Origin of the sequence: Sphingomonas horti (genome assembly GCF_009753715.1) — a bacterium.
GTDB classification, from domain to species: domain Bacteria; phylum Pseudomonadota; class Alphaproteobacteria; order Sphingomonadales; family Sphingomonadaceae; genus Sphingomonas_B; species Sphingomonas_B horti.
In genome coordinates, this window is the sequence record NZ_WQMS01000001.1 from 31,683 (window position 1) to 56,477 (window position 24,795).

The 24,795-nt window shown below is 67.7% G+C and carries 24 protein-coding genes and 1 other RNA gene; 7 read left to right on the plus strand and 18 right to left on the minus strand.

Translation table 11 applies throughout. From position 1 onward, the window contains the following. Positions 1-3: 3 nt before the first annotated feature. From GON01_RS00170 to GON01_RS00190, 5 genes are all read left to right on the plus strand, one after another. Positions 4-453 carry a GatB/YqeY domain-containing protein gene (locus GON01_RS00170; protein ID WP_157024960.1) on the plus strand — a complete coding sequence of 150 codons (450 nt, stop codon included), beginning with the start codon at positions 4-6 and terminating at the stop codon, positions 451-453. 50 nt (positions 454-503) lie between these two features. Further along, complete coding sequence (locus GON01_RS00175) at positions 504-893, plus strand: endonuclease domain-containing protein (RefSeq protein ID WP_157024961.1); 390 nt, start codon at positions 504-506, stop codon at positions 891-893. Further along, entirely contained in the window at positions 890-2,728 is a 1,839-nt protein-coding gene (dnaG, locus tag GON01_RS00180) for a DNA primase (RefSeq protein WP_181600136.1), read from the plus strand. The genes GON01_RS00175 and dnaG overlap by 4 nt, the downstream gene beginning before the upstream one ends. A gap of 23 nt (positions 2,729-2,751) precedes the next feature. Further along, positions 2,752-4,788, plus strand: coding sequence for an RNA polymerase sigma factor RpoD (gene rpoD / locus GON01_RS00185; RefSeq protein WP_157024962.1), 2,037 nt, complete (start codon positions 2,752-2,754; stop codon positions 4,786-4,788). Between the two features lie 259 nt (positions 4,789-5,047). Next, positions 5,048-5,425 (plus strand): SpoIIAA family protein, encoded by a 378-nt coding sequence (locus GON01_RS00190; protein ID WP_157024963.1) that lies wholly within the window; start codon positions 5,048-5,050, stop codon positions 5,423-5,425. Positions 5,426-5,432: 7 nt separating this feature from the next. On the opposite strand, the gene GON01_RS00195 is transcribed toward GON01_RS00190, so the two are convergent. From GON01_RS00195 to GON01_RS00215, 5 genes are all read right to left on the minus strand, one after another. Further along, positions 5,433-5,831 (minus strand): nuclear transport factor 2 family protein, encoded by a 399-nt coding sequence (locus GON01_RS00195; RefSeq protein WP_157024964.1) that lies wholly within the window; start codon positions 5,829-5,831, stop codon positions 5,433-5,435. Between the two features lie 478 nt (positions 5,832-6,309). Further along, on the minus strand, positions 6,310-7,794 hold the full coding sequence (locus GON01_RS16770; RefSeq protein ID WP_157024965.1) for a DNA-packaging protein: 1,485 nt from the start codon (positions 7,792-7,794) through the stop codon (positions 6,310-6,312). Continuing rightward, positions 7,781-8,281 (minus strand): hypothetical protein, encoded by a 501-nt coding sequence (locus tag GON01_RS00205; protein WP_157024966.1) that lies wholly within the window; start codon positions 8,279-8,281, stop codon positions 7,781-7,783. The genes GON01_RS16770 and GON01_RS00205 overlap by 14 nt, the downstream gene beginning before the upstream one ends. Before the next feature lie 460 nt (positions 8,282-8,741). Further along, the gene (locus GON01_RS00210) at positions 8,742-9,392 is read right to left on the minus strand and encodes a 2-hydroxychromene-2-carboxylate isomerase (protein ID WP_157024967.1); all 651 of its coding nucleotides are present in this window, start codon (positions 9,390-9,392) and stop codon (positions 8,742-8,744) included. Between the two features lie 4 nt (positions 9,393-9,396). Beyond that, positions 9,397-10,425 (minus strand): aspartate-semialdehyde dehydrogenase, encoded by a 1,029-nt coding sequence (locus GON01_RS00215; RefSeq protein WP_157024968.1) that lies wholly within the window; start codon positions 10,423-10,425, stop codon positions 9,397-9,399. A gap of 151 nt (positions 10,426-10,576) precedes the next feature. Between GON01_RS00215 and GON01_RS00220 the strand changes: the two genes are divergently transcribed. Further along, entirely contained in the window at positions 10,577-11,452 is an 876-nt protein-coding gene (locus GON01_RS00220; protein ID WP_157024969.1) for a hypothetical protein, read from the plus strand. Between the two features lie 57 nt (positions 11,453-11,509). Here GON01_RS00220 and GON01_RS00225 read toward each other — a convergent pair whose 3' ends face one another. Then, on the minus strand, positions 11,510-13,312 hold the full coding sequence (locus GON01_RS00225; protein ID WP_157024970.1) for a tetratricopeptide repeat protein: 1,803 nt from the start codon (positions 13,310-13,312) through the stop codon (positions 11,510-11,512). Positions 13,313-13,499: 187 nt separating this feature from the next. Between GON01_RS00225 and GON01_RS00230 the strand changes: the two genes are divergently transcribed. Continuing rightward, the gene (locus GON01_RS00230) at positions 13,500-14,822 is read left to right on the plus strand and encodes an NF038122 family metalloprotease (protein WP_157024971.1); all 1,323 of its coding nucleotides are present in this window, start codon (positions 13,500-13,502) and stop codon (positions 14,820-14,822) included. 106 nt (positions 14,823-14,928) lie between these two features. Here the strand turns inward: GON01_RS00230 and GON01_RS00235 are convergent, their stop codons facing one another. From GON01_RS00235 to ccmC, 12 genes are all read right to left on the minus strand, one after another. Beyond that, positions 14,929-16,176: an FAD-dependent oxidoreductase gene (locus GON01_RS00235; RefSeq protein WP_157024972.1), complete on the minus strand. Its 1,248-nt coding sequence runs from the start codon at positions 16,174-16,176 to the stop codon at positions 14,929-14,931. A gap of 57 nt (positions 16,177-16,233) precedes the next feature. Next, on the minus strand, positions 16,234-16,887 hold the full coding sequence (locus tag GON01_RS00240; protein WP_157024973.1) for a hypothetical protein: 654 nt from the start codon (positions 16,885-16,887) through the stop codon (positions 16,234-16,236). Positions 16,888-17,092: 205 nt separating this feature from the next. Next, the gene (locus GON01_RS00245; RefSeq protein WP_157024974.1) at positions 17,093-17,527 is read right to left on the minus strand and encodes a hypothetical protein; all 435 of its coding nucleotides are present in this window, start codon (positions 17,525-17,527) and stop codon (positions 17,093-17,095) included. A gap of 48 nt (positions 17,528-17,575) precedes the next feature. Then, positions 17,576-19,174, minus strand: a complete 1,599-nt coding sequence (locus tag GON01_RS00250; RefSeq protein ID WP_181600138.1) for a phosphoenolpyruvate carboxykinase — start codon at positions 19,172-19,174, stop codon at positions 17,576-17,578. Positions 19,175-19,468: 294 nt separating this feature from the next. Continuing rightward, positions 19,469-19,860, minus strand: an RNA gene (gene rnpB / locus GON01_RS00255) — RNase P RNA component class A. A gap of 15 nt (positions 19,861-19,875) precedes the next feature. Next, the gene (locus GON01_RS00260) at positions 19,876-20,487 is read right to left on the minus strand and encodes a tetratricopeptide repeat protein (RefSeq protein ID WP_181600139.1); all 612 of its coding nucleotides are present in this window, start codon (positions 20,485-20,487) and stop codon (positions 19,876-19,878) included. Then, positions 20,487-20,879 carry a cytochrome c-type biogenesis protein gene (locus GON01_RS00265; RefSeq protein WP_157024975.1) on the minus strand — a complete coding sequence of 131 codons (393 nt, stop codon included), beginning with the start codon at positions 20,877-20,879 and terminating at the stop codon, positions 20,487-20,489. The genes GON01_RS00260 and GON01_RS00265 overlap by 1 nt, the downstream gene beginning before the upstream one ends. A 143-nt stretch (positions 20,880-21,022) precedes the next feature. After that, positions 21,023-21,550, minus strand: a complete 528-nt coding sequence (locus GON01_RS00270; protein WP_157024976.1) for a DsbE family thiol:disulfide interchange protein — start codon at positions 21,548-21,550, stop codon at positions 21,023-21,025. After that, positions 21,547-23,472: a heme lyase CcmF/NrfE family subunit gene (locus tag GON01_RS00275; protein ID WP_157024977.1), complete on the minus strand. Its 1,926-nt coding sequence runs from the start codon at positions 23,470-23,472 to the stop codon at positions 21,547-21,549. The genes GON01_RS00270 and GON01_RS00275 overlap by 4 nt, the downstream gene beginning before the upstream one ends. Continuing rightward, positions 23,469-23,915, minus strand: coding sequence for a cytochrome c maturation protein CcmE (gene ccmE / locus GON01_RS00280; protein WP_157024978.1), 447 nt, complete (start codon positions 23,913-23,915; stop codon positions 23,469-23,471). The genes GON01_RS00275 and ccmE overlap by 4 nt, the downstream gene beginning before the upstream one ends. After that, positions 23,912-24,076, minus strand: a complete 165-nt coding sequence (ccmD, locus tag GON01_RS00285; RefSeq protein ID WP_157024979.1) for a heme exporter protein CcmD — start codon at positions 24,074-24,076, stop codon at positions 23,912-23,914. The genes ccmE and ccmD overlap by 4 nt, the downstream gene beginning before the upstream one ends. Then, positions 24,073-24,789: a heme ABC transporter permease CcmC gene (gene ccmC / locus GON01_RS00290; protein WP_157024980.1), complete on the minus strand. Its 717-nt coding sequence runs from the start codon at positions 24,787-24,789 to the stop codon at positions 24,073-24,075. The genes ccmD and ccmC overlap by 4 nt, the downstream gene beginning before the upstream one ends. Positions 24,790-24,795 lie beyond the last annotated feature (6 nt).

The window sequence follows — 24,795 nt, forward strand, 5'->3', positions numbered from 1 at the left end:
AAAATGATTCGAGACGACATCAAAGCCGCACTGGTCACCGCGATGAAGGGCGGCGACAAACAGACCACCGCCACGATCCGCCTGATCCAGGCCGCGATCAAGAACCGCGACATCGAAGCCCGCACCGGCAAGGCCCCGGACGACGACGTGCTGGTGTCGGAGGTGCTGCAGAAGATGGTCAAACAGCGCCGCGAATCGATCACGATGTACGAACAAGGCGGTCGTCCGGAGCTGGCGTCGGCGGAGGCCGGGGAAGTGGCCGTGATCGAACGCTTCCTGCCCAAGATGATGGACGAAGCCGAGACGAAGGCGGCCATCGAGGCGATCAAGGCGGAAATCGGCGCGTCCAGCGTCAAGGACATGGGCCGCGTCATGGCCGAGCTGAAGACCCGCCACGCGGGCAAGCTGGACATGAGCAAGGCATCCGGGCTGGTGAAGGGGGCTTTGGCGTAAAGCGCATAACGACTCCCCTCCCGCTTGCGGGAGGGGCTGGGGGTGGGATCATGCCTAAATGGCGCAGGCGCAATACGGAAAGGGCACGGCAGCTCCGCCGCGAAGCCACCCCGGCTGAACGCCACCTTTGGCAGTACCTCAACAAGAGCCAGCTCGACGGCTTCAAGTTCAGTCGCCAGATGCAGATTGGCCCCTTCTATTGCGATCTGCTCTGCCGGACGGAGGGCCTGGCGATTGAGCTCGACGGGTTCAGCCACGACATCCAGCCCGGCAAGGACAAGTGGCGGGACCGCATTCTCGCGGAATATGGGATTCGCGTGCTCCGGTTCACCAACGAGGACGTATTTCAACATACGGAAGGCGCGCTGATTGAGATCAGGCGCGCTTTAGGCTCGGGCCCGCCCCCGGCCCCTCCCGCAAGCGGGAGGGGAGAAGAGTGAGCCTCTCCCCCGCCTTCCTCGACGAGCTCCGCACGCGCACCCTGCTGTCCGCGCTCGTTGCGAAAACCGTGAAGCTTCAGCGCAAGGGGCGCGAGTTCGCGGCCTGCTGCCCGTTCCACAACGAGAAGACGCCCAGCTTCTACGTCAACGACGAGAAGGGCTTCTACCATTGCTTCGGCTGCGGCGCGCATGGCGATGCGATCCGCTGGATGACGGACCAGCGCGGCCTGCCCTTCATCGATGCTGTGAAGGAACTCGCTCAGGCGGCCGGCATGGAACTTCCCGCTCCGGACGCCCGCGAGGCGGCACGGGCGGAACGCGCCAGGTCGTTGCACGACGTGATGGCGGCGGCGGCGGCGTGGTTCGAGGAACAATATAACGGCCTGCCGGGCGCGGCCGCGCGCGCCTATGTCGAAAGGCGCGGCATCACCGACGCGACGCGCAAGGCTTTCGCTCTGGGCTATGCGCCGGACTCAAAGACCGGCCTCCGGCGCGCGCTCGCCAAATTCGGCGACGCGATGCTGGTCGAGGCCGGGCTGCTGATCGAAGTCGAAGGCAAGGAGCCGTACGACCGCTTCCGCGACCGGCTGATGATCCCGATCCGCGATCCCCGCGGCCGCGTGATCGCGTTCGGCGGGCGGATCATCGGCCAGGGCGAACCCAAGTACCTCAACTCCCCCGACACCCCGCTCTTCGACAAGGGCCGCACGCTCTACAATCTTGACTGCGCCGCGCCGGCCGCGCGCAAGTCCGGGCGGATGATCGTGGTCGAAGGCTATCTCGACGTGATCGCCCTCGCCCAGGCCGGCATCGAGGAAGCCGTTGCCCCGCTCGGCACCGCGCTCACCGAATTCCAGATCGAGCGGCTGTGGCGGCAGGTCGACGCGCCTTTGCTCTGCTTCGACGGCGACGCCGCCGGGCAGAAAGCCGCCTTCCGCGCTGCGATCCGCGCCCTGCCCGGCCTCGCCCCTGGCCGGAGCCTCTCCTTCCTGACCCTGCCCTCAGGCCAGGACCCGGACGACCTCGTCCGCTCCGGCGGCGCGCGCGCGTTCGAAAGCCTCGCCGCTGCGCCCGAGCCTTTGGTCGATCGCCTCTGGAACCACGAGCTCGCCGAGCCGCTCGCCACGCCCGAGCAGCGCGCAGGTCTCCGCAAGCGGCTGAACGAGCTGGCCGCGGCGATCGCCGATCCCGATGTCCGCCAGCAATACCAGGCCGAGTTCCGCGAGCGATTCGACACGCGCTTCCTCCAGCGCCCGGCCTTCCAGCGCGGCCCGCGCCCGCCGTTCCGGCCCGGTACCGGCTGGCAGCCGCCGCGCCCGATCTCGCCCGAGGCGAAGGGCGTCGGCTCGGCAGGCATCGACCGCCGGCTGCTGAAGGGCGTCGTCGCCGGCCTGCTCCGCTACCCCGACCTGCTCGCCCGCCATGCCGAGGCCCTGCACGGGCTCCAGGCCAGCGACCCAGCGATCGCGCGCCTCCTAGACGCGCTGGTTGATCTCGCGCTGGAGGAGCAAGCGCTTGATACGGAGCGGCTTGGCACCATATTGCGCTCCAGCGAGTTCGACGCGTTAGCGAGGGATTTACTGCGGGCCGACAGACTACGCTTCTCGTTCACGAAGAAGGATGCGGACCCGGAGCGTGCCAGGACCGACCTTGCCGAGGTGATCCAGGCGATGGTCGAGCAACCGGAGATCGAGGCGGCTTTGCGATCGGCCACGGAACGCTTCATGCGCACCATGGACGATAACGACCGGCTTGAGCAGCAACGCTTGCGGGAATTGCGCGACGAGAATGCACGGCGGCTTGCAAATCTGATGCAGGACGACGAAGGCGCTTAACTGATTTTAGTTCGGGCAGTTGAATGGCGAAGCAGATTGAAGAACCGGTCGAGAAGGCGGACGGCGGCGACGCGCCCCTGATCGACCTCAACGAAGCCTCGATCAAGAAGCTGATCGCCCGCGCCAAAAAGCGTGGCGTGATCACTTATGACGAGCTCAACGAAGCGCTGCCGCAGGACCAGATGTCGTCCGAGCAGATCGAGGACATCATGTCGGCGCTGAACGACATGGGCGTCCAGATCGTCGAGAACGAGGATTCCGGCGAGGACGGCGAGGCCGAGAAGGAAGCCGAGGACGACGAGCCCGAGGCCGCTTCCGACGGTAGCGATGGCTTTGCGCCCGTCGTCGAGAAGAAGAAGGAAACGGTCGACCGCACCGATGATCCGGTGCGCATGTACCTGCGCGAGATGGGCGCGGTCGAGCTGCTCTCGCGCGAGGGCGAGATCGCCATCGCCAAGCGCATCGAGGCCGGCCGTGACACGATGATCCTGGGCCTGTGCGAATCGCCGATCACTTTCAACGCGATCATCGGCTGGTCCAATGCCTTGAACGAAGGCACGATGCAGCTGCGCGAGATCCTCGACCTGGACGCGATGCTGTCCAAGGACCCGGCGCCCGAAAGCCTGACCGATGAAGACGCGGCCGGCGATGGCGAGATTTCGGAAAAGACCGCCGGCCCCAGCTTCAAGGACGAGGAAGAGGTCGAGGAAGTCGCCTCCTCCGACGACGAGGATGAGGAGTCGATGACCGAGCGGCGGGCGCCGCGTCCGGTCGACGACGATGATGAGGACAACACCCTCTCGCTCGCCGCGATGGAAGAGCTGCTGAAGCCCGCCGCGCTCGAGAAATTCGCGAACATCACGGCGATCTTCAAGAAATTCTCCAAGCTCCAGGCCGCGCGCCTCGATGCGATGGGCGGCGGCGCCGCATTCGCGCCAGCTGAGGAGAAAAAATACCAGAAGCTGCGCGAGGACCTGACCGCCGAGGTCGAGAGCGTCCAGTTCCACAACGCGAAGATCGAGTATCTGGTCGACCAGCTCTACAGCTATAACCGGCGCCTGACCGCGCTCGGCGGCCAGATGCTGCGACTGGCCGAGCGCCACAAGGTGCCGCGCAAGGACTTCCTGGACCGCTATGTCGGCCATGAGCTCGACGAGAGCTGGCTCGACGGCGTCAAGGCGGTCGACAAGAAGTGGACGGCGTTCGCGGCGAACGAAGCCGATGCCGTAGAACGCATCCGCGCCGAAATCGCCGAGATCGCGCAGGCGACGGGCATGTCGCTGCCGGAGTTCCGCCGCATCGTGAACATGGTGCAGAAGGGCGAGCGCGAGGCACGGATCGCGAAGAAGGAAATGGTCGAGGCGAACCTGCGCCTCGTCATCTCGATCGCGAAGAAATACACCAACCGAGGCCTGCAGTTCCTGGACCTGATCCAGGAAGGCAATATCGGCCTGATGAAGGCGGTCGATAAGTTCGAATATCGCCGCGGCTATAAATTCTCGACCTACGCGACCTGGTGGATCCGGCAGGCGATCACGCGCTCGATCGCCGACCAGGCGCGCACCATCCGAATCCCGGTCCACATGATCGAGACGATCAACAAGCTGGTCCGCACCTCGCGCCAGTTCCTCCACGAGCAGGGCCGCGAGCCCACGCCCGAGGAAATGGCCGAGCGCCTCTCCATGCCCTTGGAGAAGGTCCGCAAGGTGATGAAGATCGCCAAGGAGCCGATCTCCCTCGAAACACCCATTGGCGACGAAGAAGACAGCCATCTGGGCGACTTCATAGAAGACAAGAACGCCGTCATCCCGGTCGATGCCGCGATTCAAGCCAATCTCAAAGAAACGGTGACACGTGTACTTGCCTCCCTCACCCCTCGCGAGGAACGAGTACTTAGGATGCGGTTCGGAATCGGTATGAATACAGACCATACTCTTGAAGAAGTGGGGCAGCAGTTCAGCGTCACCCGCGAACGCATCCGCCAGATCGAGGCGAAGGCGCTCAGGAAGCTGAAGCACCCGAGCCGCAGCCGCAAGATGCGGAGCTTCCTCGACCAGTAACCGGAGGCGGTCATGCCGGGCGAGTCCAGGGTTACCATCCACATGGTGGCGAGCCTGGACGGGTTCATCGCCCGCGCTGACGGCGGCACCGGCTGGCTGGAGACCGCCGACCGCTTCGAGGGCGGCGAGGCGCTCGACCCGGCCTATGTTCGCGATTTCCTGGGGCGGCGACGTCGCGCTGCACCTGATGGAAGAAAGCCTATAAGAGCGGCCTCGTCGCGCTTCGCCACGAGGTCCGCCGGTTGCAGGAGAACGCCTGATGCTCAGCTTCATCGACACGCCTGCCGACACCATCGCGGTCACGATCGAGGGCAAGATCACCGGCGCGGACCTCGACGCAGTGATGGACCGGCTCGACCGGACATTCGCGGCGCACGACAAGGTCCATGTCTTCGTCGAGACGCGCGATCTTGACGGCATCGAGCTGTCCGGCCTCGGCCGCTACACCGCCCGCGCGCTGCCGCTGTTCGGCAAGCTCACCCGCTTCGGCCGCGTCGCCGTCGTCTCGGACCAGGCCTGGATGCGCGCCGCGACCCGGATCGAAAGCGCAGTGCTGCCGTTCATCAGCTACCGCGTGTTCGAGCCCGCCGAGCGCGACCAGGCGCTCGCTTGGATGAAGGGCGCTCCCGCCGCCTGACCGGCCGTCAGGCGGCCATGTCGCGGATCAGCGCCGTGTCCGCGAACTGGACGAACGAACTGATCTTCCCGTCCGCGTCGAACTCGACCAGATCGAACAGGTCGGTCGTCTCCGGCGGCTTGCCGGCCACCGTGACGGTCACGCGGGAACGCACCGCGAGCTTGTTGCCTTCCAGCACCGCGTCGACGATCTGGTGATCGCTGAACCCGAATTGATCGATCAGCGCGCCGATCGTCTGCATCGCCCCTGCGGTCTTCAGCGGCACCCCGGCCATCCGGTCCGGCTTGCCGACGATCTCGAAATGCGCACCGTCCGCCCAGTACCGCGCCAGCGCCTCCCCGTTCCCCGAACAGCGCGCCCGATAGGCGCCGCCCAACGCTTCCAGAGCATCCTGCCGATTCAGCATGGCCGTTCCTCCACTAAGGCGGCCAAGTCTACCTCATCCGGCGCCGGTCTCACAGGCGGAACGCCGCGCCGCCATCGCCGCCGATCCTCGATGGTCGCGCGGCAAGGCGGTCGGGTACAACCCGGTCGGCCGCTTCGTTCGCGCTGCAAACGAACCTTCGCCTGACCTTTTGATCTTTGACCGCTTGCGACCCTTAGCAGCCCCTCTCCCATAGGGAGAGGGCGACTCGCGCTTCAGCGCGAGCGGGGTGAGGGGACCAGGACTTCGTGGAGAGGTCCAACCCCTCACCCGGTCAGCGCAAGCGCTGACTCGACCTCTCCCTAGGGAGAGGTGATTGGTCCGCAAACCACCCCATTCCGGACGAACGCCTCGTATGGCCGGGAAGCGGGACCTTGGCGCGAGGTCGGGGTTACGAAAACCCACAGCCACCCCGGTCAAGACCGGCGATGAAGATCGGTGGGTGGTCGCGGCGCGCCCGTCAGAAGCGGCGCAGCCGCGGCTCCCCGACCTTTTCGCCCAGCATCAGCTCGGTGAGCGCCCACACCATCGCGTCGGCGCGGTCGGGGCTGGCGCCAGGCCCGCCGGGGCCGGCCCAGGCCGGGGCTTCGTAGCCGCCGCCGGCGATCAGGCCGCAGAGCTCCGCTTCCAGCTCGGGGAAGCGGCCGTGAAGCACCACCTTGCCGGCTTCGAACAGGGCGTGGACCGGCTCCGCGCGGGCGGACTTGCCCTGTGCCGCGTGGACCAGCCGGACCGGCAGGCGCGCGTCTGCGGCGCGGAGCACGGCGCGGACCATCTCTCCGCCCTGGTTACGCTCGGCGACGATGCGGTCGGCCCGGTGCACCTCCGCCGCCGCGGCGACGGCGCGGGCCCAGGCCTCGGGCCGGCGGCCGGTGACGCTGTGATCGGCCAAGACATGGGCGATGCCGGCCGCGTCGCGTGCGCAGGCGACAATGCCGCAGGTGCCGGCGGAGGCCGGCGGGTCGACGCCGATGACGGTGCGGACAAACTCAATCCTCTCCTGCTTTTGCAGGGGAGGGGGACCGGCGCAGCCGGTGGAGGGGCCCGGAGCGAAGCGGAGGGTTTGACTTCGGGCTTCGCCCTCAGCCCCTCCACGATGCTTCGCATGGTCCCCCTCCCCTCGCGTCGCGAGGGGAGGATTTGAGAACCGGCATCGCTCGATCAGCTCCATCGTCCACAGCGCGCCTTCGACGTCGGGCAGCAGCTCGCCGTCCAGTTCCTGGCGGCCGAGGCGCGTGCCGGCATATTGGTCGTGCATCGCCGCGATGAAGGCATCGGGCAAATGCGGGTTGGCGCGGGTGGGACCGCCAGTCAGCACCGTGCCGTTCGCGGCCATGATGCGCTCGAGCGTGCGGCCGGGGCGCGGCGTGGTGGTGACGAGCGCGCGCGGACGGTCGCCGAGGCGCAGCCCCATCTGCAGCATGTCCCAGGTCGCGCCCGGCTGTCTCCACTTGGCGAGTTCGTCACACCAGGCGGCGTGGTGTTCGGGGCCCCGGAGCTGTTCGGGCGAGGCGCCGGAAAAGAGCGTCGCTTCCGCGCCGTTGGCGAAGCGCAGCAGGCGCAGGCTGGGGTAGAAATTGTCGATCGCGTTGCCGGCAACTGCCAGCAGCCCGCTCGAACCTTCGATCATCACTCGCCGCGCCTCGTCGAGCGAGGCCGCGACCAGCGCGATGCGGGCGCCGGGAATGTCCCGCGCGACCATCCGCACCCACTCCGCGCCCGCGCGCGTCTTGCCGAACCCGCGCCCGGCCATGATCACCCAGGTGCGCCAGTCGTTCGGCGGGGCGTGCTGGCCCTTGTGGCCCCAGACCCCCCAGTCCTGCTCTACCGCATCGAGCTCGGGCGGATCGAGCCGGGCGATGAAACGCGCGCGGTGCAGCGGGCCGAGCGCGGCCATGCGGATGCGGAGCGCCTCATCGTCCGGCAGCGCTTTAGCTTTTGGCACCGGCGCGCTCGATCGCTTCCAGCTTGCGGACGATGCTGGCGCGCACGTCGTCCAGCGACTTCATCTTGCGGTGTCTGTAGGTCTGCGGGCTGCCGCCCTTCACGGCCGCGCGATGAAGGCGCAGAAGGTTGAGGGCATCGGCAACCGACATGGGCGGGATCGGCATATCGGGATCGGGCGGCAGCCCTTCCATCGTGTCGGCCGCATTGGCGAGCATCACCGCTTCCAGCCGGGCATAACCCTGGGCAAGCGCCGCGTCCCAGCGCTCGGCAAAGCCGGGCCATTTGCGGCGGCGGCGGTAGACGGCGACGTTGGAAAAGCCGGCGGCGTCCGCGGAGGCCTGCACGTTGCAGGTGGCGGCCAGGTGGTCGAGGAAGACCTGCTCGGCCTTGTCGGACCAGAAGTAGCGGCCGGAGCTGACGCTCTGCGGATGGCCGGATTTGCCGATGACGATCCGTTCGCCAACGGGCTTGGGCGCTTTGGGCATGGAACACCTTTCAGATCGGGGTGTTCGGACTATGTTCCATATCAGACGCCAAAAGTCAAGATAACTGATCCTATTTGGTTATATCCCATCCCATTTGGGGACGGCGGGGGCAAGGGCCAATCCGTCGTCGTCCCGGCCTTGACCCGGACCTACCCTCTTCCTCTTGGTTCCGAAATGCAGCGAAGCCCCGGCTCAAGGCGGGCCCACGCTGGGAGAGCGCACGCGGAAAGCTCAAATTGGCTCACGATGAGCACAAAGGCCGCAAAGACGAGTCGCCCCTTCTTCGTGTGAGATCAAAAAGCCGCGACTCGCGGGCTGTGCGAAGAAGAAGGTAAATCCCGGCTCAAAGCCGGGATGACGGCCCCTGTCCTCACCGGCTGAAGGGAGGTCGGTCCCGGCTCAAGGCCGGGGATGATCGTGAAGGCGACGTACGTGCAGCTGCGCGGACAACGCCGCCGTCCTACGTCCGCGCCGCCAGGCCGCGCTGCCGCATGCGCCAGAGCGCGAGGTCGATGCGGTCCTGGCCAAAAAAGGGCTCGCCTTCGAACACGAGGGTCGGGACGCCCCAATGGCCGGCGGCTTCGAGCGCGATCTGGTTGGCGGCGATCTCCGCGTCGAGCGCGCCGGCGTCGCTTGCCGCTTCCGCTTCGAGCTCGCCGAAGTCGAGGCCGGCGCGGGCGGCGGCGCCGGCGAGGTGGTCGCCCTCGTTCCAGCCCGGGGTGCCGCCCCAGATCAGCCGCGACGCCTCGTCGGCAAAGGCGAGACCCCTGCCCCGCCGCGCCGCCGCCTGACCGATCCGGGTCAGGCGGAAGATGTGCGGCTGGTCCTGCGCGATGCGGCGGGTCGCGATGTCCTGCACGATCGGGTCCGGCCGCGGCGGGGCGAAGGGGATGCCCAGATAGGCCGACAGCCGCATCACGTCGGCGACCGTGTAGCGCAGCCAATTCGGATGGTTGCGCTCGAAGAAATCGGGCTGGCGGATAGCGAGCGGATAGACCGGGCGCAGGCTGATTTCGAGGTCGTGGCTCTCGCTCAGCGCGCGGTAGCGGCGTGTGGCGAGGTAGGAATAGGGGCTGCGGAACGACCAGAACAGGTCCGCCGCGAGCCCCATCGCCTCAGGCCGCCTTCTGCAGGTGACGGCGGCCGAGCAGCTCCGCGATCTGGACCGCGTTCAAGGCCGCGCCCTTGCGGAGATTGTCGGAGACGACCCAGAGGGCGAGGCCGTTTTCCACGGTCGGGTCCTCGCGGACGCGGCTGACATAGGTGGCGAACTCACCGACCGCCTCGACCGGGGTCACGTAGCCGCCGTCCTCGCGCTTGTCGACGAGCATCACGCCGGGGGCCTCGCGCAGCAGGCGCTGGGCCTCGGCGGCGCTGATCTCGTTCTCGAACTCGACATGCACGGCCTCGCTATGGCCGACGAAGACGGGAACGCGGACGCAGGTGGCGATCACCTTGATCTTCGGATCGAGTATCTTCTTGGTCTCGACGACCATCTTCCATTCCTCCTTGGTCGATCCGTCGTCGAGGAAGGAGTCGATGTGCGGGATCACGTTGAACGCGATCTGCTTCGTAAATTTTCTGGGTTCGGCCTGTTCCCCGACGAAGATGTTGCGGCTCTGCTCGAACAGCTCGTCCATGCCGGTCTTTCCGGCGCCGGAGACGGACTGGTAGGTGGCGACGACGACGCGCGTGATCTTCGCCGCGTCGTGCAGCGGCTTCAGCGCCACCACCATCTGCGCGGTCGAGCAATTCGGGTTCGCGATGATGTTTTTCCTGCGATACAGGTCGATCGCGTCCGGGTTCACCTCGGGCACGATCAGCGGCACGTCCGGGTCGATCCGATAGAGCGACGAATTGTCGATCACGGTGCAGCCGGCAGCGGCGAATTTGGGCGCGTAGGTTTTGGTCGCGTCTGAGCCGATCGCGAACAGGGCGATGTCCCAGCCCTTCGGGTCGAAATGCTCGATATTCTGGATCCTGAGCATGCGGCCGGTCTCACCGAACTCGACCTCGTCGCCCTGGCTGCGCGAGGAAGCGAGCGCGGCGATGTCGTCGACCGGGAATTCGCGCTCGGCCAGGATATTGAGCATCTCCCGCCCGACATTGCCCGTCGCGCCGGCGACCACGACCCGGTAACCCATCTCAATCTCCTTCACCGTCCGCTTCCGGACATTCGCGCGTTCGCAAACGGACAGTTCGATTACATCCGTAGTCGAAAACCCGCGGAAATCGGCGCGCCAACGCTTTGGCCCGTCTTTTGCGTGACCGCCAGATAGAAATCCGGAGGGTATAATGAAACCAGCCTTGCTCATTCTCTTTCTCGCCGCGTTCGGCGCATCGGCTGACGCGCAGGCGGACGCGCGCGCCGCGGCCGCGGCACGGGCCGGCTACGCGGTCGACGCGCCCTGGACGGCGAGCATCAGCAAGTCCGACCCAGCGAAGCTGCACGTCAGCATCATCGAGAAAGAGCACGGCATGCTCGGCACGTCCCTGCCGATCGCGGAGCTGGAGGGGCTGACCGCCGACGAACTGAAAGGCACCGGCCGGCCGGTGACCTTCGTGCTGCGCCGCCAATCGGGGACGATCACGTTCTCCGGCCGGTTCGCCAACGGCACCGGCCAGGGGACGCTGCGTTATGTCGCCGATCCCGCCTATTTCGCGCGGCTGGCGGCGATCGGCGTTCGCAACGACCTGAGCACGGAACGGGCGAACGTGCTGGCGCTGCCGATGCTGGACCTGCGCACGGACTATATCGAGGCGCTCCGCCGCGAAGGCGCGTTCGTCGACCTCAGCGACTATATCGGCATGCGCGCAGTCGGCGTGCGGCCGGAGATGGTGCACGAGCTGAAGCCGCTGATCGCCGGGCCGCTCAACGCGCACGACATGATGGCGCTGGCGGCGCTGGGCGTCACGCCCGCTTATGCGCGCGAGATGCGGGGAGCCTATGCGAGCCTCAGCGCCGGCGATTTGACCGCGATGAAGGCGCTGGGCGTCACGCCCGCCTATGTCGCCGAGATGCGCGCTGCCGGCGCCCGCATCCGCACGCCGGGCGACGCGCAGAGCTTCCGCGCGCTCGGCATCTCGCCGGCCGCGGTCAGGCGAGCCGTCGCGCACGGCCGGCCCAATCCGTCGGCATCGGAGGTGATGGAAGCGACCATGCGGTTCTGATCCCGCCGCGGCAACGTGACGGGCGGGGGCGGCTCTTAAGGGGAGAACCGCCCCCTTCTAATTCTTCGGCAGCGCGTCGAAGGCGATGGTGAGGCGCGGCTGGGCGCTCTCGAACGGCGCGGTGCCGTGCCAGAAATAGGAAGGGAAGACGATCAGCCGCCCCACCTGCGGCGTCTCCACCCGGCGCGCGGGGAGGTTAAGGCCAAGCGCCGCATCCGGAATGCCGAACGCGAGCGCGCCCGCCTCGCCGTCGCACACCTCGGGCGGCAGGCTGACGTAGAGGGCCGAGCTCATCCAGCCGAATTGGTGGATATGGTTGATGTGGAAGCCGTCGCTGCGCAGCCGCACCGACCAGGAGCCGCCGAAGTCGATCGCGTCCGCCTTGCGGGACAGGAACGGGTGGGTCGGGTCGTCGGGCAGCTCGCGCAGCCGCCGCTCCACGGCGCTGTGCACCTGCGCGACCAGGCGACGGATCAGCGGGTCCCGCCGGTCGAACAGATTGCCGCGCGTCTGCGTGCCCCCGCGCAGCGACTGCTCGGCCGGATGGTCGCGCATCACGTGCATCGCGTTCAGCCGATCGGCGAGCTCGTCGAAAAAACCCGGCGCGGCGTCGAGATCGACCGGCATCACCAGGCGCTCGTAATCGGCCAGCCACGCCTCGCGCGAATCGTCCAGCAGCCGCCAGATGACGGTCAGCAGCGCCCAGGGCGCCTGGTCGGTGGGATCGAGCTCGGTCGCGCGCAGCGCATGCGCCTCGGCCGCCTTCGGATCGCCGGCGGCGATCAGGCAATGCGCAAGATGCTGGTGCACCCGCGCGTGATCGGGGGCGGCGTCGAGCAGCTCGCGCAGCAGGGCTATGGCGCGATCGTGGTTGCCCATCCGCGACAACGCCGCCGCCCGCGCGATCCGCACGTCAGGACGCGGGCCGACCAGCGCCTCCGCCTCCTGCCCCCAGGCGGCGAGCTGGACATAGTCGTGGATCGCGAAGGCGGAGCGCAGCGCCGAGCCCCAGAGCGCGACCGAGCCCGGCCGCGCGCGCAGTGCCGCGCGATAGCCGTCCAGCGCCTGCGCGCCGAAGCCCAGCTGCGGCAGCAGCAGCGCCAGCGACTCGTGCGCGTCGAGATGCTCGGGAATTCGGGCGAGAATGTCGCGGTATCCGGCGACCGCCTCCTCGTGCCGCCCGACATCGGCGAGCAGATGGGCGCGCAGCGTCGCCGTCTCAGGCGGCGCCGGACCATGGCGCAGCGCCTCCTCCGCCTCTTCCAGCGCCTCCTGCGGGCGGTCCTCCTCGCGCAGCAAAGTCGCCAGATTGTGGCGGCTGCGCACGTCGCCGGCGTCGAGATCGATCGCGCGGCGATAGAGCTGCGCGGCAGTGTCGGTGTTGCCGCGCTGCCGCTCGAGCAGGCCCAGCGCCGCCCAGCCGCGCGCGACTGCCGGCGCCGCCCGGATCGCGCGCGCCAGCGCCGCCTCCGCGACCTCGAACCTGCCGGCGGCGGTCGCGGCGATGCCAAGATCGATCCAGCCGTCATTATGGTCCGGCCGCAACGCCGTAGCCCGCTGCAGCGCCTCGACCGCCTTGTCGCCTTCGCCCATGTCGTCGAGCAGATTGCCGTAGCTGAGCCACAGGCCGGGATGATCGGGCGCAAGCTCCAGCGCCGCCTCATAGCTCTGGCGCGCGTCCGGCAGGCGTCCGAACGCCTGCAGCAGCAGCGCGCGCAGGAACAGGCCGTTCGGATGATCACGGACATGGACCGGCAGCGCGTCGAACCGGTCAACCGCGCCGAGCGCGTCGCTCGCCCTGAGCTGGGCCTGGATGGCCTGGAGCGCCTGAAGATCGACGGGCGAGAGCGGGCTCGACATGATTCAGGTTGTGAAATGGCGCGCGCCCGGACGCAAGGCCATTCATTTGGCGTTCAGCTTCGCGCCGCCTTCGCCGCGCGCGGCCCGTTACGGCACGTCGGCAAAAGGCGCTTGCCTCATGGTTAACTATTGGTGAACCTTGCCAAGCGGCGGAAGGGGTTCTGCCGAGTCGATGAGGGGGTTTCACATGTCACGTTTGCAACGAGCGCTCCTTGGCGCTGCCGCAGCGGTGGCGGCCACGCTTCCGACAATGCCGGCTCATGCCCTGAACATCGTGTTCACGGACACGTCCGGTGGCGGCGCGGCTATCGGGACTCAGGCACGGTTCGGCTTCGATGTCGCGCGCCTCTATTGGCAGTCGGTGCTGAAGGACGACATCACTGTCCGTCTGGACATCGGTTTTGCGGCTCTTGATCCGGGCGTCATCGCGCAGACCGGCAGCACGACGGTGGGACTTACGGTCGGGCAGACCTATGGCCTGCTCGGCCTGGATGCCAAGACTCAGCTTGACGCAAGCGCCGTCGCCAATCTCCGACCGCTGACGCCCAGCGGCGTCAATGGCGGAGAACTGGCCCTGACGGCGGTGACCAATAACTTCGTCGACCCGGCGGCACGCGTCGGCTATCAACACGGCACCGCTCGTCTCGATAACGACGGCAGCGTCAACAACATCGTCCTGGACGTGAATACGTCGGTGGTGAAGTCGCTGGGCATCACCAGCGGCGTCATCGATGGCGTTGACCTTGCAACGACTGCGGACGGCAGCATCACCTTCAGCAACGAGCTGAACTACGACTTCGACCCAAGGGATGGGGTGTCCGCGCTGTCGCTCGACTTCATCGCCACGGCCATTCACGAGATCGGACACGCGCTGGGTTTCGTGAGCGGCGTCGACACGTATGACATCGTCTCACGCGATAACGGCCCTCTTGCCGGGTTGCTTGAGGCGGGCGCGTTCGGCCCGGAACGCAATCTGGAAGAACGCTTCCGGATCATGAGCGTGCTGGACCTGTTCCGCTACGGCGAACATAGCGGCGACTATGGTCCGCTTCGCCAGCTCGACTGGACAACCGGCGGCGACAAATATTTCTCGATCGACGGCGGGCTGAGCGAGCTGTTCGGCTCGGCCGGCTTCTCCACCGGCTCGTTCAATGGCGACGGCAACCAGGCGTCGCACTGGGTCGACAATCAGTATCTGCCGAGAAACGGCGGCCCCTGTTCGATCCTCGGTACCACGCCGATCGGCATCATGGACCCGACCTCGGGCTTCTGCGAACTCGGCTCCGTGACGGGCCTCGACCTGGCCGCATTCGATGCGATGGGCTGGGACCTAGGCTTCAACGTTCTTGCCAACCCGGCTTACAGTTTCAGCACGGCGGATGCTGTCACCGCATTCGGATCGTTGGCGCCCGTTCCCGAACCGGCCACCTGGGCCATGATGATCGCCGGCTTCGGCGTCGTCGGCGCCGCGGCCCGCCGCCGCGTCCGCAGGTCGGTAAGCTACGCCTGAGCAGACCACGCGCCAGCGTAACGAGCGCCGTCAGCATCCTTGCTGGCGGCGCTTCCATTTTGGCAGATCCCCGTCCCGACGGCCGGGGGCGAGCGGCCGCGTCGCGTCAGTGGACGGCGCGGGCCTGGTGTTCGGCCTTGGCCGCGAGCGAGAAACGGGGTTCGGGGCGGCTCAGCCGGCCGGTGACGAGCTCGGCGGCGTAGCGGCCGACTTCGGGGCCGTGCTTGAAGCCGTGGCCGGAGCCGCCGCCGAGCAGCACGACGTTGGCGTGGGTGGGGTGGCGGTCGATCAGGAAGTCGCCATTGGCGCTGTTCTCATATTGGCAGACCCGCGCCTCGTTGAGCGGACGGCCGGCAATCCCCGGGAAGCGGCGGGCGAGATAGGCGCGCGCGTCGGCCAAGGCGGCCGCGCTGGGCAGCCGGTCGCCGATGTCGGGATCGGTCGCCGGGCCGTGGACATCGTTGGCGATCTTGAAGCCCCGCGCCTCAAGGTCGGGCATGCCGTACCAGATCTCGCCCTGGTTGAAGTCGGCCCAGCCGGGGAGCCGCGCCGGCCCGAACCGGTCGTCTCCGGCCGGCGGAGAGAAATAGAAGACCTCCTGCCGCGTCGGGAAAATGCGCCGCCCGAGAAGATCGGGGAATAATTTGGGGAGCCAGGGGCCCGCCGCGAACACGAACGCGTCCGCTGCGATCGTTTCGCCTGAGGCAGTGCGCAGCGCCTCCAGCCGCTCCCCGGCGGGCGGCTGGACCTGGGCGTTCAGGTAGCGGCCGCCCGCGCGCAGGAACTCGGCCAGCAGCGTCTGCACCGCCCGCCGCGCCATCAGCACGCCGAAGCCGGGCTCGAGAAAGCCGATCGCGATGCCGTCGAAGTCGATCGCGGGGAAGCGCGCCGCCATCTCCGCCCGGCCGAGCACCTCCACCGGCAGCCCGGCCTGGCGGTTCACCGCGATCGAATCGCGAATATAGTCATCCTCGCGGGCGGAGAAGAACAGCACGCCGGTTTCCGCGAAGATCGGCAGCCCGGCGCGGGCCGACAGCGCCTTCCACTCGGACAGGGAATCGCGGGCCATGCGCGTGTAGATCGCGTCGCGGCCATAGCCGGCGCGGATCATCCGGCTTTCGCCGCCCGACGAGGCGCGCGCGTTGCCCGGTCCCCAGGCGTCGACCAGCAGGACCTTGCGGCCCATCCGCTGGAGCATCGTCGCCGTCCAGACGCCGAAGACGCCGGCGCCGACGATCGCGACATCAGGATGGCCGCCGCCGGTGGCGATGGCGGGAGACGCGGCGCCCAGCAGCACCGCCCCTACCCCAAGCCCCAGCGCGGTGCGGCGCGGCACGCCCGGTCCTTCAGTCATGCCCGCCTTGCCTCCGGCGCCCGAGCCATCGCGGATCGTATCAGCGCGCGGCGCGGCCTAAAAGGGCAGCGGATGGTTCTGCGCCATCTGCTCGAAGCGGCGGGCGCCGCAAGCCCAGGCGTCGTCGCGCTCGACCGCCGCCAGCAGCGACGCATAATTGGTGGCAAGCCAGGTCGGGAGGCGCGGCGTCACGGCCGGGTCCGCGACCAGCCGGCGGCAGGACTGCACGAACGCATCCGCCTGCGCGCAGAGCTTCTGATCGATGCTCATCCGACTGTCCGCCGGATAGCGCTGCTGCGCCTTGTAGCGGAACGAGGAGGGCAGCGGCGCGCTCATGTCCCAGGCCAGCGCCGGCATCGCAACGATCGGATAGTCCGACCCGAAGGCGAGCAGATAGGGCGAAAGATCGATCAGCCGGTCCTCCGCCTCCACCCAATAATGCGGGTGCGGATCGTGGCTGGACCGGAAGCCCTGCACCGCCAGGCGGCCATGATCAGGCGTCATCACGAACGCCGCGAACTGCCCGCCGACCAACACCGCGTCGACGCCCGCATCCCGCAGCAGCGCACGGACGGCGAAGGCGGAAAAGGCGCAGCGGCGATGGAAATCGTCCGGGAATGTCTCGCACAGGAGCGCCTCGACCACGGCCAGCACCTGTTCCACCAGGGCGGCGTCGAGCGCGCTCATCCAGCGGCCGTAGCTTGCAAGCATGGCAGCCGCGCCGCGACCGGCACGCCGTCGTGAATCATTCCTTCGGAACCCCCCAGCTCCGTTTGCACAGCTAAGCCGGGATTTACTATCCGGTATTGTATAAATTCGACATGATCACGCGGAAGTGACAGGAATCGAACCACTTTTTGACGAGCAAAATCCTCCAGCCGCACATGAAGCAAACCGGCTAAGAGCTTCGTTTGATTCAGGAAAGGTCCGGCGGAACGAAGAACAGCCGCGCTTCGACCGAGAACAGCCGCGCGCGCGAATAGAAGCGCAGCGGCCAGTCGCGACGGCCGCGTTCGCTCAGCAGCAGCGCGTTGACCCGGGCGCATAGCTCCTGCCCCTCCGTCGCACCCATGTGCTCGCGAACGGCGGCCAGGAAAACGCGCGTGATCGTCTCGTGATAGCCTTCGGTGTCGGTGTTACGGCCGCCGACGCTCTCATTGTAACGGCGGATGATCCCGGGCAGCTCGGCATCGAGATCGATGTCCGGACGCTCGGCCACGAGCCAGGTGGTCGCGGCGAGATGCGCTTCGTGCGTCCAGTCAGGCCGTGGGAGCGTGCGCGCGAGCAACCCCTCGCCGAGGCGACGGATCGCGTCGACGCCGGCGAACAGGCGGGGTCGGTGGTCGGTCATCGGATCGGGCTTTCTCTTGGGAGCGCCCGATCCGTGGGACCGGGCCAGTCAGGCGGCTTTGGGCGCGCTTTGGCGGACGCCTTCATCGACATGCGCTTCGAACTGCGCGAAATTGTCGATGAATTGCTGGACCAGCTTCTTCGCGGTCTCGTCGTAGGCATCCTTGTCGGCCCAGGTGCCGCGCGGATCGAGGATCGCGGAATCGACGCCCGGCACCGCAACCGGCACCTTGAACCCGAAATTCGGATCGGTGCGGAACTCGGCGTCATTGAGGCTGCCGTCCAGCGCCGCGTTCAGCAGCGCCCGCGTCGCCTTGATCGGCATGCGCTTGCCGGTGCCGAACTTGCCGCCGGTCCAGCCGGTGTTGACCAGCCAGCAGTCGACGCCGCCCTTGGCGATCCGTTCCTTCAGCAAATTGCCGTAGACCGACGGGTGGCGCGGCATGAACGGCGCGCCGAAGCAGGTCGAGAAGGTCGCCGAGGGCTCGGTGACGCCGATCTCGGTGCCCGCGACCTTCGCCGTGTAGCCGGAGAGGAAATGGTACATCGCCTGATCGGGCGTCAGCTTCGCCACTGGCGGCAGCACGCCATAGGCGTCCGCGGTCAGCATGATCACGTTCTTCGGCACCGGCCCGAGATTGTCCGCCGACGCGTTCGGGATGAAGTCGATCGGATAGGCGCCGCGGCTGTTCTCGGCCAGCGTCGCGTCGTCCAGGTCGAGCTCGCGCGTGACCGGGTCCATTACGACATTCTCCAGCACCGTGCCGAAGCGCTTCGTGGTCGCGTAGATTTCCGGCTCCGCCTCGGGCGAAAGGCGGATCATCTTGGCGTAGCAGCCGCCTTCGAAATTGAAGACGGCGGTGTCGGACCAGCCATGCTCGTCGTCGCCGATCAGCGTGCGGCTGGCATCGGCCGACAGCGTCGTCTTGCCGGTGCCGGACAGGCCGAAGAACACGGCGGTGTCGCCGTTCGGGCCGATATTGGCCGAGCAGTGCATCGGCATCACCCCCTTCACCGGCAGCAGGTAATTGAGCACGCCGAACACGCTCTTCTTCATCTCGCCGGCGTAGCGCGTGCCGCCGATCAGGATCAGCTTTTCGGAGAAATTGACGGCGACGACGGTCTCGCTGCGGGTACCGTGACGCGCCGGATCCGCCTGGAAGCTGGGCAGGTCGATGATCGTGTATTCGGGCACGAAATCGGCAAGCTCATGCACCTGCGGCCGCACCAGCAGCGTGCGGATGAACAGGTTGTGCCAGGCGAGCTCGTTGATCACGCGCACCCGGACGCGGTGCTCCGGCTGCGAGCCGCCGAACAGGTCCTGCACGAACAGCTCCGGCTTGTTCTTCAGCTCCGCCAGGAAATCCTGCTTCAGCGCCTCGAAATAGTCGGGCGTCATGCCCTTGTTGGTGGTGCCCCACCAGACGCTGTTTTCGGTCTCCGCGTCGCGGACGATGAACTTGTCGTTCGCCGAGCGGCCCGTGTGCTTGCCGGTGGCGACGACCAGCGGACCGTCCTTGGCCAGCAGCCCCTCGGCGCGGCGCACCGCATGCTCGACCAGCGGCGCCGTAGTCAGGTTCCAATGAAGCTCGGCACCCGTTTCGATACCCTGAGAACCAAGCGAATAAGCAGGCGCGCGATCGGCCACGAGGATCCTCCCAAAACAAAAGACAAAGGGCGCGCTCCTGAGGACCAGGGCGCGCTCCGCACGTCCGCGCGGATTACTCCCGGGGACCCGACGCGTCAAATCAACGAGATGGTGAACGGGTTCCGTCAGCCCCCATTCCTGCCCGAGCCTGCTCGGGGAGGGGACCGCCGAAGGCGGTGAAGGGGCCCGACCCCTGCCTTGAGCCGGAGAGGGTGTTTCCGCCCGCTGCGCGGTCGGCCCTCCACCATGCTGCGCATGATCGCCCTCCTCTCAGCGCTGCTGAGGGGGACTGAAAGTGCCAGAGGGTCTGTAAGCCGGGTTCTGTCCTCCCGGACCTGATCCGGGATGTGCGGCCATTCCTCTCGGGCTGCCGTTGCCGACAGCCTCCAGCAACCAACCCGGGCGACGAGCCGGAACAGGCCCATCTGCCGCCCCTATTCGGTCTTGCTCCCGGTGGGGTTTGCCGTGCCGTCTCCGTTGCCGGAGCCGCGGTGGGCTCTTGCCCCACCCTTTCGCCCTTGCCCGCCCGAAGGCTTCATCCCGAGAGATTGGGCGGTCTGCTTTCTGTGGCACTGTCCCTGGCCCCGCTTGCGCAGGACCGCCGGGCGTTACCCGGCACCGTCGTTCCGTGGAGCCCGGACTTTCCTCGGCGCACCGAAATGCGACGCGGCCGCCCGACCCTCTGGCCGGGGCCATATAGGTCAGCCCGGCAGCTGCGCCAAGCGCTGCTCCAGATCAGCCTTCCACGGCGCGTCGGCGGGGGCGCGGGCGAGCAGTTCGGTCCAGATCGCGCGGGCCTGGGCGAAATGGCCCGACTGGGCAAGCGCCAGCCCCATGAAGAAAGGCGGGCCCGGATGGTTCGGCGCGATCTCCGCCGCCTTCTGGAACGCGTAGGTCGCGGCCGGCGAGACCATGCCGCCGCTGTGCACGACCAGCGCGTTGCCGAGCCCGACCCACAGATCCGGATCGCGCGGGTTCTGCTTCAAGCCGGTCTTGATATAGGTGACGGCCGCGCTTGGCAGGCCGGCACGCATCGCGCCATCGGCCGCCATCAGCCAGGACGGACCGCTGCCGAAGCGCGCCTCGCCCATCTGCTTGCGGATCGCGATGTCCGCTTCCTTGGCCTTGGACAGATCCTCCGGCGGCTGCACCGGATGGTCGGGCAGGTTCGGGCTGCCCTGCAGCGCATAGCCGGCCAGACCCAGCAGCAGCGCCGCCGCGATCGGCTCGAATGCCGCGCGCGGCAAATGTCCCCATTTCCACAGCGCGCCGCCGGTGATCGCCACCAGCGCGAGAACGACCAGCCAGCCCATCAGCGGTGCCTCCGGAATCGGCCGCGGGCGAGAAAGGCGCCGAGCCCGAGCAGCACCAGGGGCGCCAGCCAGAGCGGCCATGTCATCGGCTCGACCAGCGGCTTGTAGCTGACCCATTGGCCGTAGCGCTCGATCAGCCATTGGCGGATCGCTTCCGGCTTCTCGCCGGCGGCGATGCGAGTGCGCACCATCGCCCGCATGTCGCCGGCCAGCTCGGCGTCGGAATCGGCGATCGACTGGCCCTGGCAGACGATGCAGCGCAGGGTGAGCATCAGTGTCCTGGCCTCGGCCTCCTGGCGCGGGTCGGGCAGCTGCTCGTTCGCCCACTTCGCAGCGGGAAGGTTGGAATCGGCGAGCGCGGGGGTGGCGACGAGCGCGAGGGCGAAGGCCAAAATCCTCGCCAAGCCTTGCTTGGGGATGGTGGAGGGGCCCGGAGCGAAGCGGAGGGTATTTCCTCCGCCCGCTGCGCGGTCGCCGCACTTCGTGCGATCCCCCTCCCCGAGCAAGTTCCGAGAGGGTTTTAAGACGAAGCCCTTCACCTCGCCTTCTCCAGCTGCGCGAGGATTTCCGGCACGTCCTCCGGCCTTATGTCGCCGATATGCTGGTGGCGGATCACGCCTTTCGCATCAATGACGAACGTCTCCGGCACGCCCGACGAGCCCATCGCCAGCTGCACGCGCGAGGCGGTGTCGGAGCCGATCTTGTCGTACGGGTCGCCGTTGCGGGCAAGGAAGGTGGCGACGTCCTCGGGCCGGTCGCGGATCGCGATCGCGTCGATCGTCACGCCCTGGTTCTTCAGCTGCATCAGCACGGGTGCCTCGGCGATGCAGGGCACGCACCAGCTGGCGAAGACGTTCAGGAGCCGCGGGCCTTCCCCCTGAAGGTCCTTGCTGGAAAAGCCGGTGCGGCCCGGCGCCCCGGCCGGCAAGTCGAAGGCGGGTAGCGGCTTGCCGACCATCTGCGACGCGATCTGGCGATTGTCCGGCCGGATCAGGCCGAACGCGACCACGCCGAAGAAGATGACGAAGCCGGCCAGCGGCGCCCAGAGCCAGAAGCGCTTCATGCGTAGGCGATCCGGTCGTGATAGCGGCGCTCGCGGCGGACGCGGCCGAACAGCGATAGCGCGCCGCCCAGCGCGATCATCCCGCCGCCCAGCCAGATCAAGGTTACGAACGGCTTCCACCACAGGCGGAGCTGCCAGCGCCCGTCCTCGTCCTGCTTGCCGAGCACGGTGTAGAGCTGGCCGTCCCACCGGGTCGAGATCGCGGATTCGCTGGTCTCGGTAGGCGGGTTCGGCCAGCTGCGCGATTGCGGCTTCAGAACGAACGCGGTGCCGCCGTTTCGGGAAGCGGTCAGCGTCGCTTCCAGCGCGGTCCAGTTCGGGCCGGCGACCGGCTCGACATCGTCAAGACGCACGCTGAACGGCCCGACCTGCTTGGTCTCGCCGATCTTCGCGGCGACCAGCGTCTCCTTCGTGAACGCGCTTTCGCAGGCCATGCCGGCCAGGCTGACGGCGATGCCGAGGTGCGCGACCACCATGCCCCAGGTGAAAAGCGGCGTGCGGCGGAGATTGCGGCCCCAGAGCGGCGCGACGCTGCCGATGCCGACGCCGACCGCAAGGATCAGGCCCAGCGTCGGCAGCACGCCGATCGGCGGCGCGAAGACTACGACCAGCAGCAGCACGACCGCGGTGCCGAGGATCGGCAGCGCCATGCGGTTCAGCACCGTCTTCAGCCTGTCGCGGCGCCAGCGCATCAGCGGGCCGGCCGCCATCAGCGCGACCAGCAGCAGCGCGAGCGGGCCGGCGGCGCTGTTGAAATAAGGGGGGCCGACCGACAGCTTCTCGCCCGACAGGGCCTCGACGAACAGCGGATACAGCGTGCCGACGAAGACGATGCCGAGAATCGCCGTCAGCAGCAGATTGTTGACGACCAGCGCCCCTTCGCGGCTGACGGCCTCGAACTGCGCGCCTTCCTTGACCGTCGAGACGCGCAAGGCAAACAGCGCCAGCGCGCCGCCGATATAGAGGGCGAGCAGCGCGAGGATGAAGCTGCCTCGCTCCGGATCGACCGCGAAGGCGTGGACCGAAGTCAGGATGCCCGAGCGGACCAGGAACGTGCCGACCATCGACATCGAGAAGGCGACTACCGCCAGCATCACGGTCCAGGCGCGCAGGGAATCGCGCGTCGCGAGCACGGTCACGGAATGGAGCAGAGCGGTGGCCGCCAGCCACGGCATCAGCGAGGCGTTCTCGACCGGGTCCCAGAACCACCAGCCGCCCCAGCCGAGCTCATAATAGGCCCAGTAGCTGCCGGCGGTGATGCCGATCGTCAGCAGGATCCATGCCGCCAGCACCCAGGGCCGCATCGCCCGGGCGAAGGCGGCGTTCACTTCGCGCGTGACCAGCGCGCCGACCGCGAAGGAGAAAGCCACCGACAGGCCGACATAGCCGAGGTAGAGCGTGGGCGGGTGGAAAGCGAGGCCGGGGTCCTGCAGCAGCGGGTTCAGCCCCTGCCCATCCGCCGCCGGGATCGGCAGCCGCTCGAACGGGTTGGACGAGAACAGCAGGAATGCGAAGAAGCCGAGGCCGATCGCCGCCTGCGCCGCGAGCGTTGCGATCAGCATCCGGTTCGACACCCGGTGCTCGAAGATCGCCACGGCGGCGCCGGCGAGCCCCAGGATCGTCACCCACATCAGCATCGAGCCTTCGTGGTTCCCCCAGGTGCCCGCGAATTTGTAGAGCAAAGGCTTCATCGAGCTGCTGTTCGCCGCGACGAGCTTCACCGACATGTCGGACATGACGAAAACCGCGATCAGCGCCGCGAAGGCGAGCAGCGTCAGCAGCCCCTGCACGATCGCGACCGGGCGCACCATGGCGCCCGCTTCCTCGCGGCCGGGCGTCAGCGCGACGGCGCCCATGATCAGCTGCAGCAGCGAAAGCGCGGCCGCGAGCCACAGAGCGGCGAGCCCCCCTTCGGCGATCATTGCTCCAGCGTCTCCGTCCTGTGCTCGACCTGGCCGTCCTTGCGGGTCAGCTCGGGCGGCATGTAGCGCTCGTCATGCTTGGCCAGGATCGTGTCGGCGACGAACACGCCGCTCCTGTCGAACGCGCCCTCGGCGACGACGCCGCTATTCTCCTTGAACAGATCGGGCGGGATGCCGCGGAAGCGCACCGGAGTCTTGGCGCCGCCGTCTTCCACGACGAAGTCGATGGTCACGCCATCGGCGAGGCGCTTGATCGACTTGTCCTCCACCATGCCGCCCAGGCGGATATGCTTGCCGGCGGCCACCGGGTTCTTCTGGAGATCGGCGGGCGAATAGAAATAGGCGGCCTCGTCGCGCAGCGCCGAAGCGGCGAGCAATGCCGCGCCGATCAGCGCCGCCAGCGCGAGCAGCGCCAGCGTCAGGCGTTGATGCTTGGCTTTCATGGTTGTTGAGCCACCCTGCCCCCGCGCACATCGAGCGGCTTCGAGAGTGCACCGGCCTGCCGCTCGGCCCTGCGCATGCGCAGCCAGCTCCACAGCGCCAGGCCGGCCATGCCGCCGATCGTCAGCACATAGGATGCGATGATATAGGGCCAGTGACTCATGCGCCGGCGAGCCTTCGCAGGCGCGCCTCGACCTTGGCGGTGGCGAGCACGGTACGCATGCGCATCAGCACGATCGCGGCGAACATGAGCGTGAAGCCCAGGGTCGTGAAGGCGAGCGGCCAAAGGATTTCAGGGGCGATCGTCGAGCCCCTCAGCGTGATGCTGGGGCCCTGGTGGAGCGAGTTCCACCACACCACCGAGCGGTTGATGATCGGCAGGTTCACCGCGCCGATCAGGCCGAAGATCGCGGTCGCCTTCGAGACGCCGACCTTCTCGTCGCCCGCGTTCGCCAGCGCGATATAGCCGAAATAAAGGAACAGCAGCACCAGCATCGAGGTCATCCGCCCGTCCCATTGCCACCAGGTGCCCCAGGTGCGGCTGCCCCAGATGGAGCCGGTGACAAGGCAGATCGCGGTGAACAGCGCGCCCGGCGCGGCGATCGCGCGCGCGGCGACGCCGGCCAGCGGATGGCGCCAGACCAGCTGCGTCAGGCTCGCCACCGCGAGCCCGGTCCAGCCGCCCATGCCGAGCCACGCGGCAGGCACGTGCACGTACATGATCCGTACGCTTTCGCCCTGCAGATAGTCGGGCGGCGTGAGGAACAGGCCGGCATAGAAGCCATAGGCCGACAGCAAGGCGCCAAGCCATAGCAGCCACGGCGTCAGCGGCCGGGCAAGCGACAGGAATCGGGCAGGGTTGGCGAACGCGTGCATGGAACC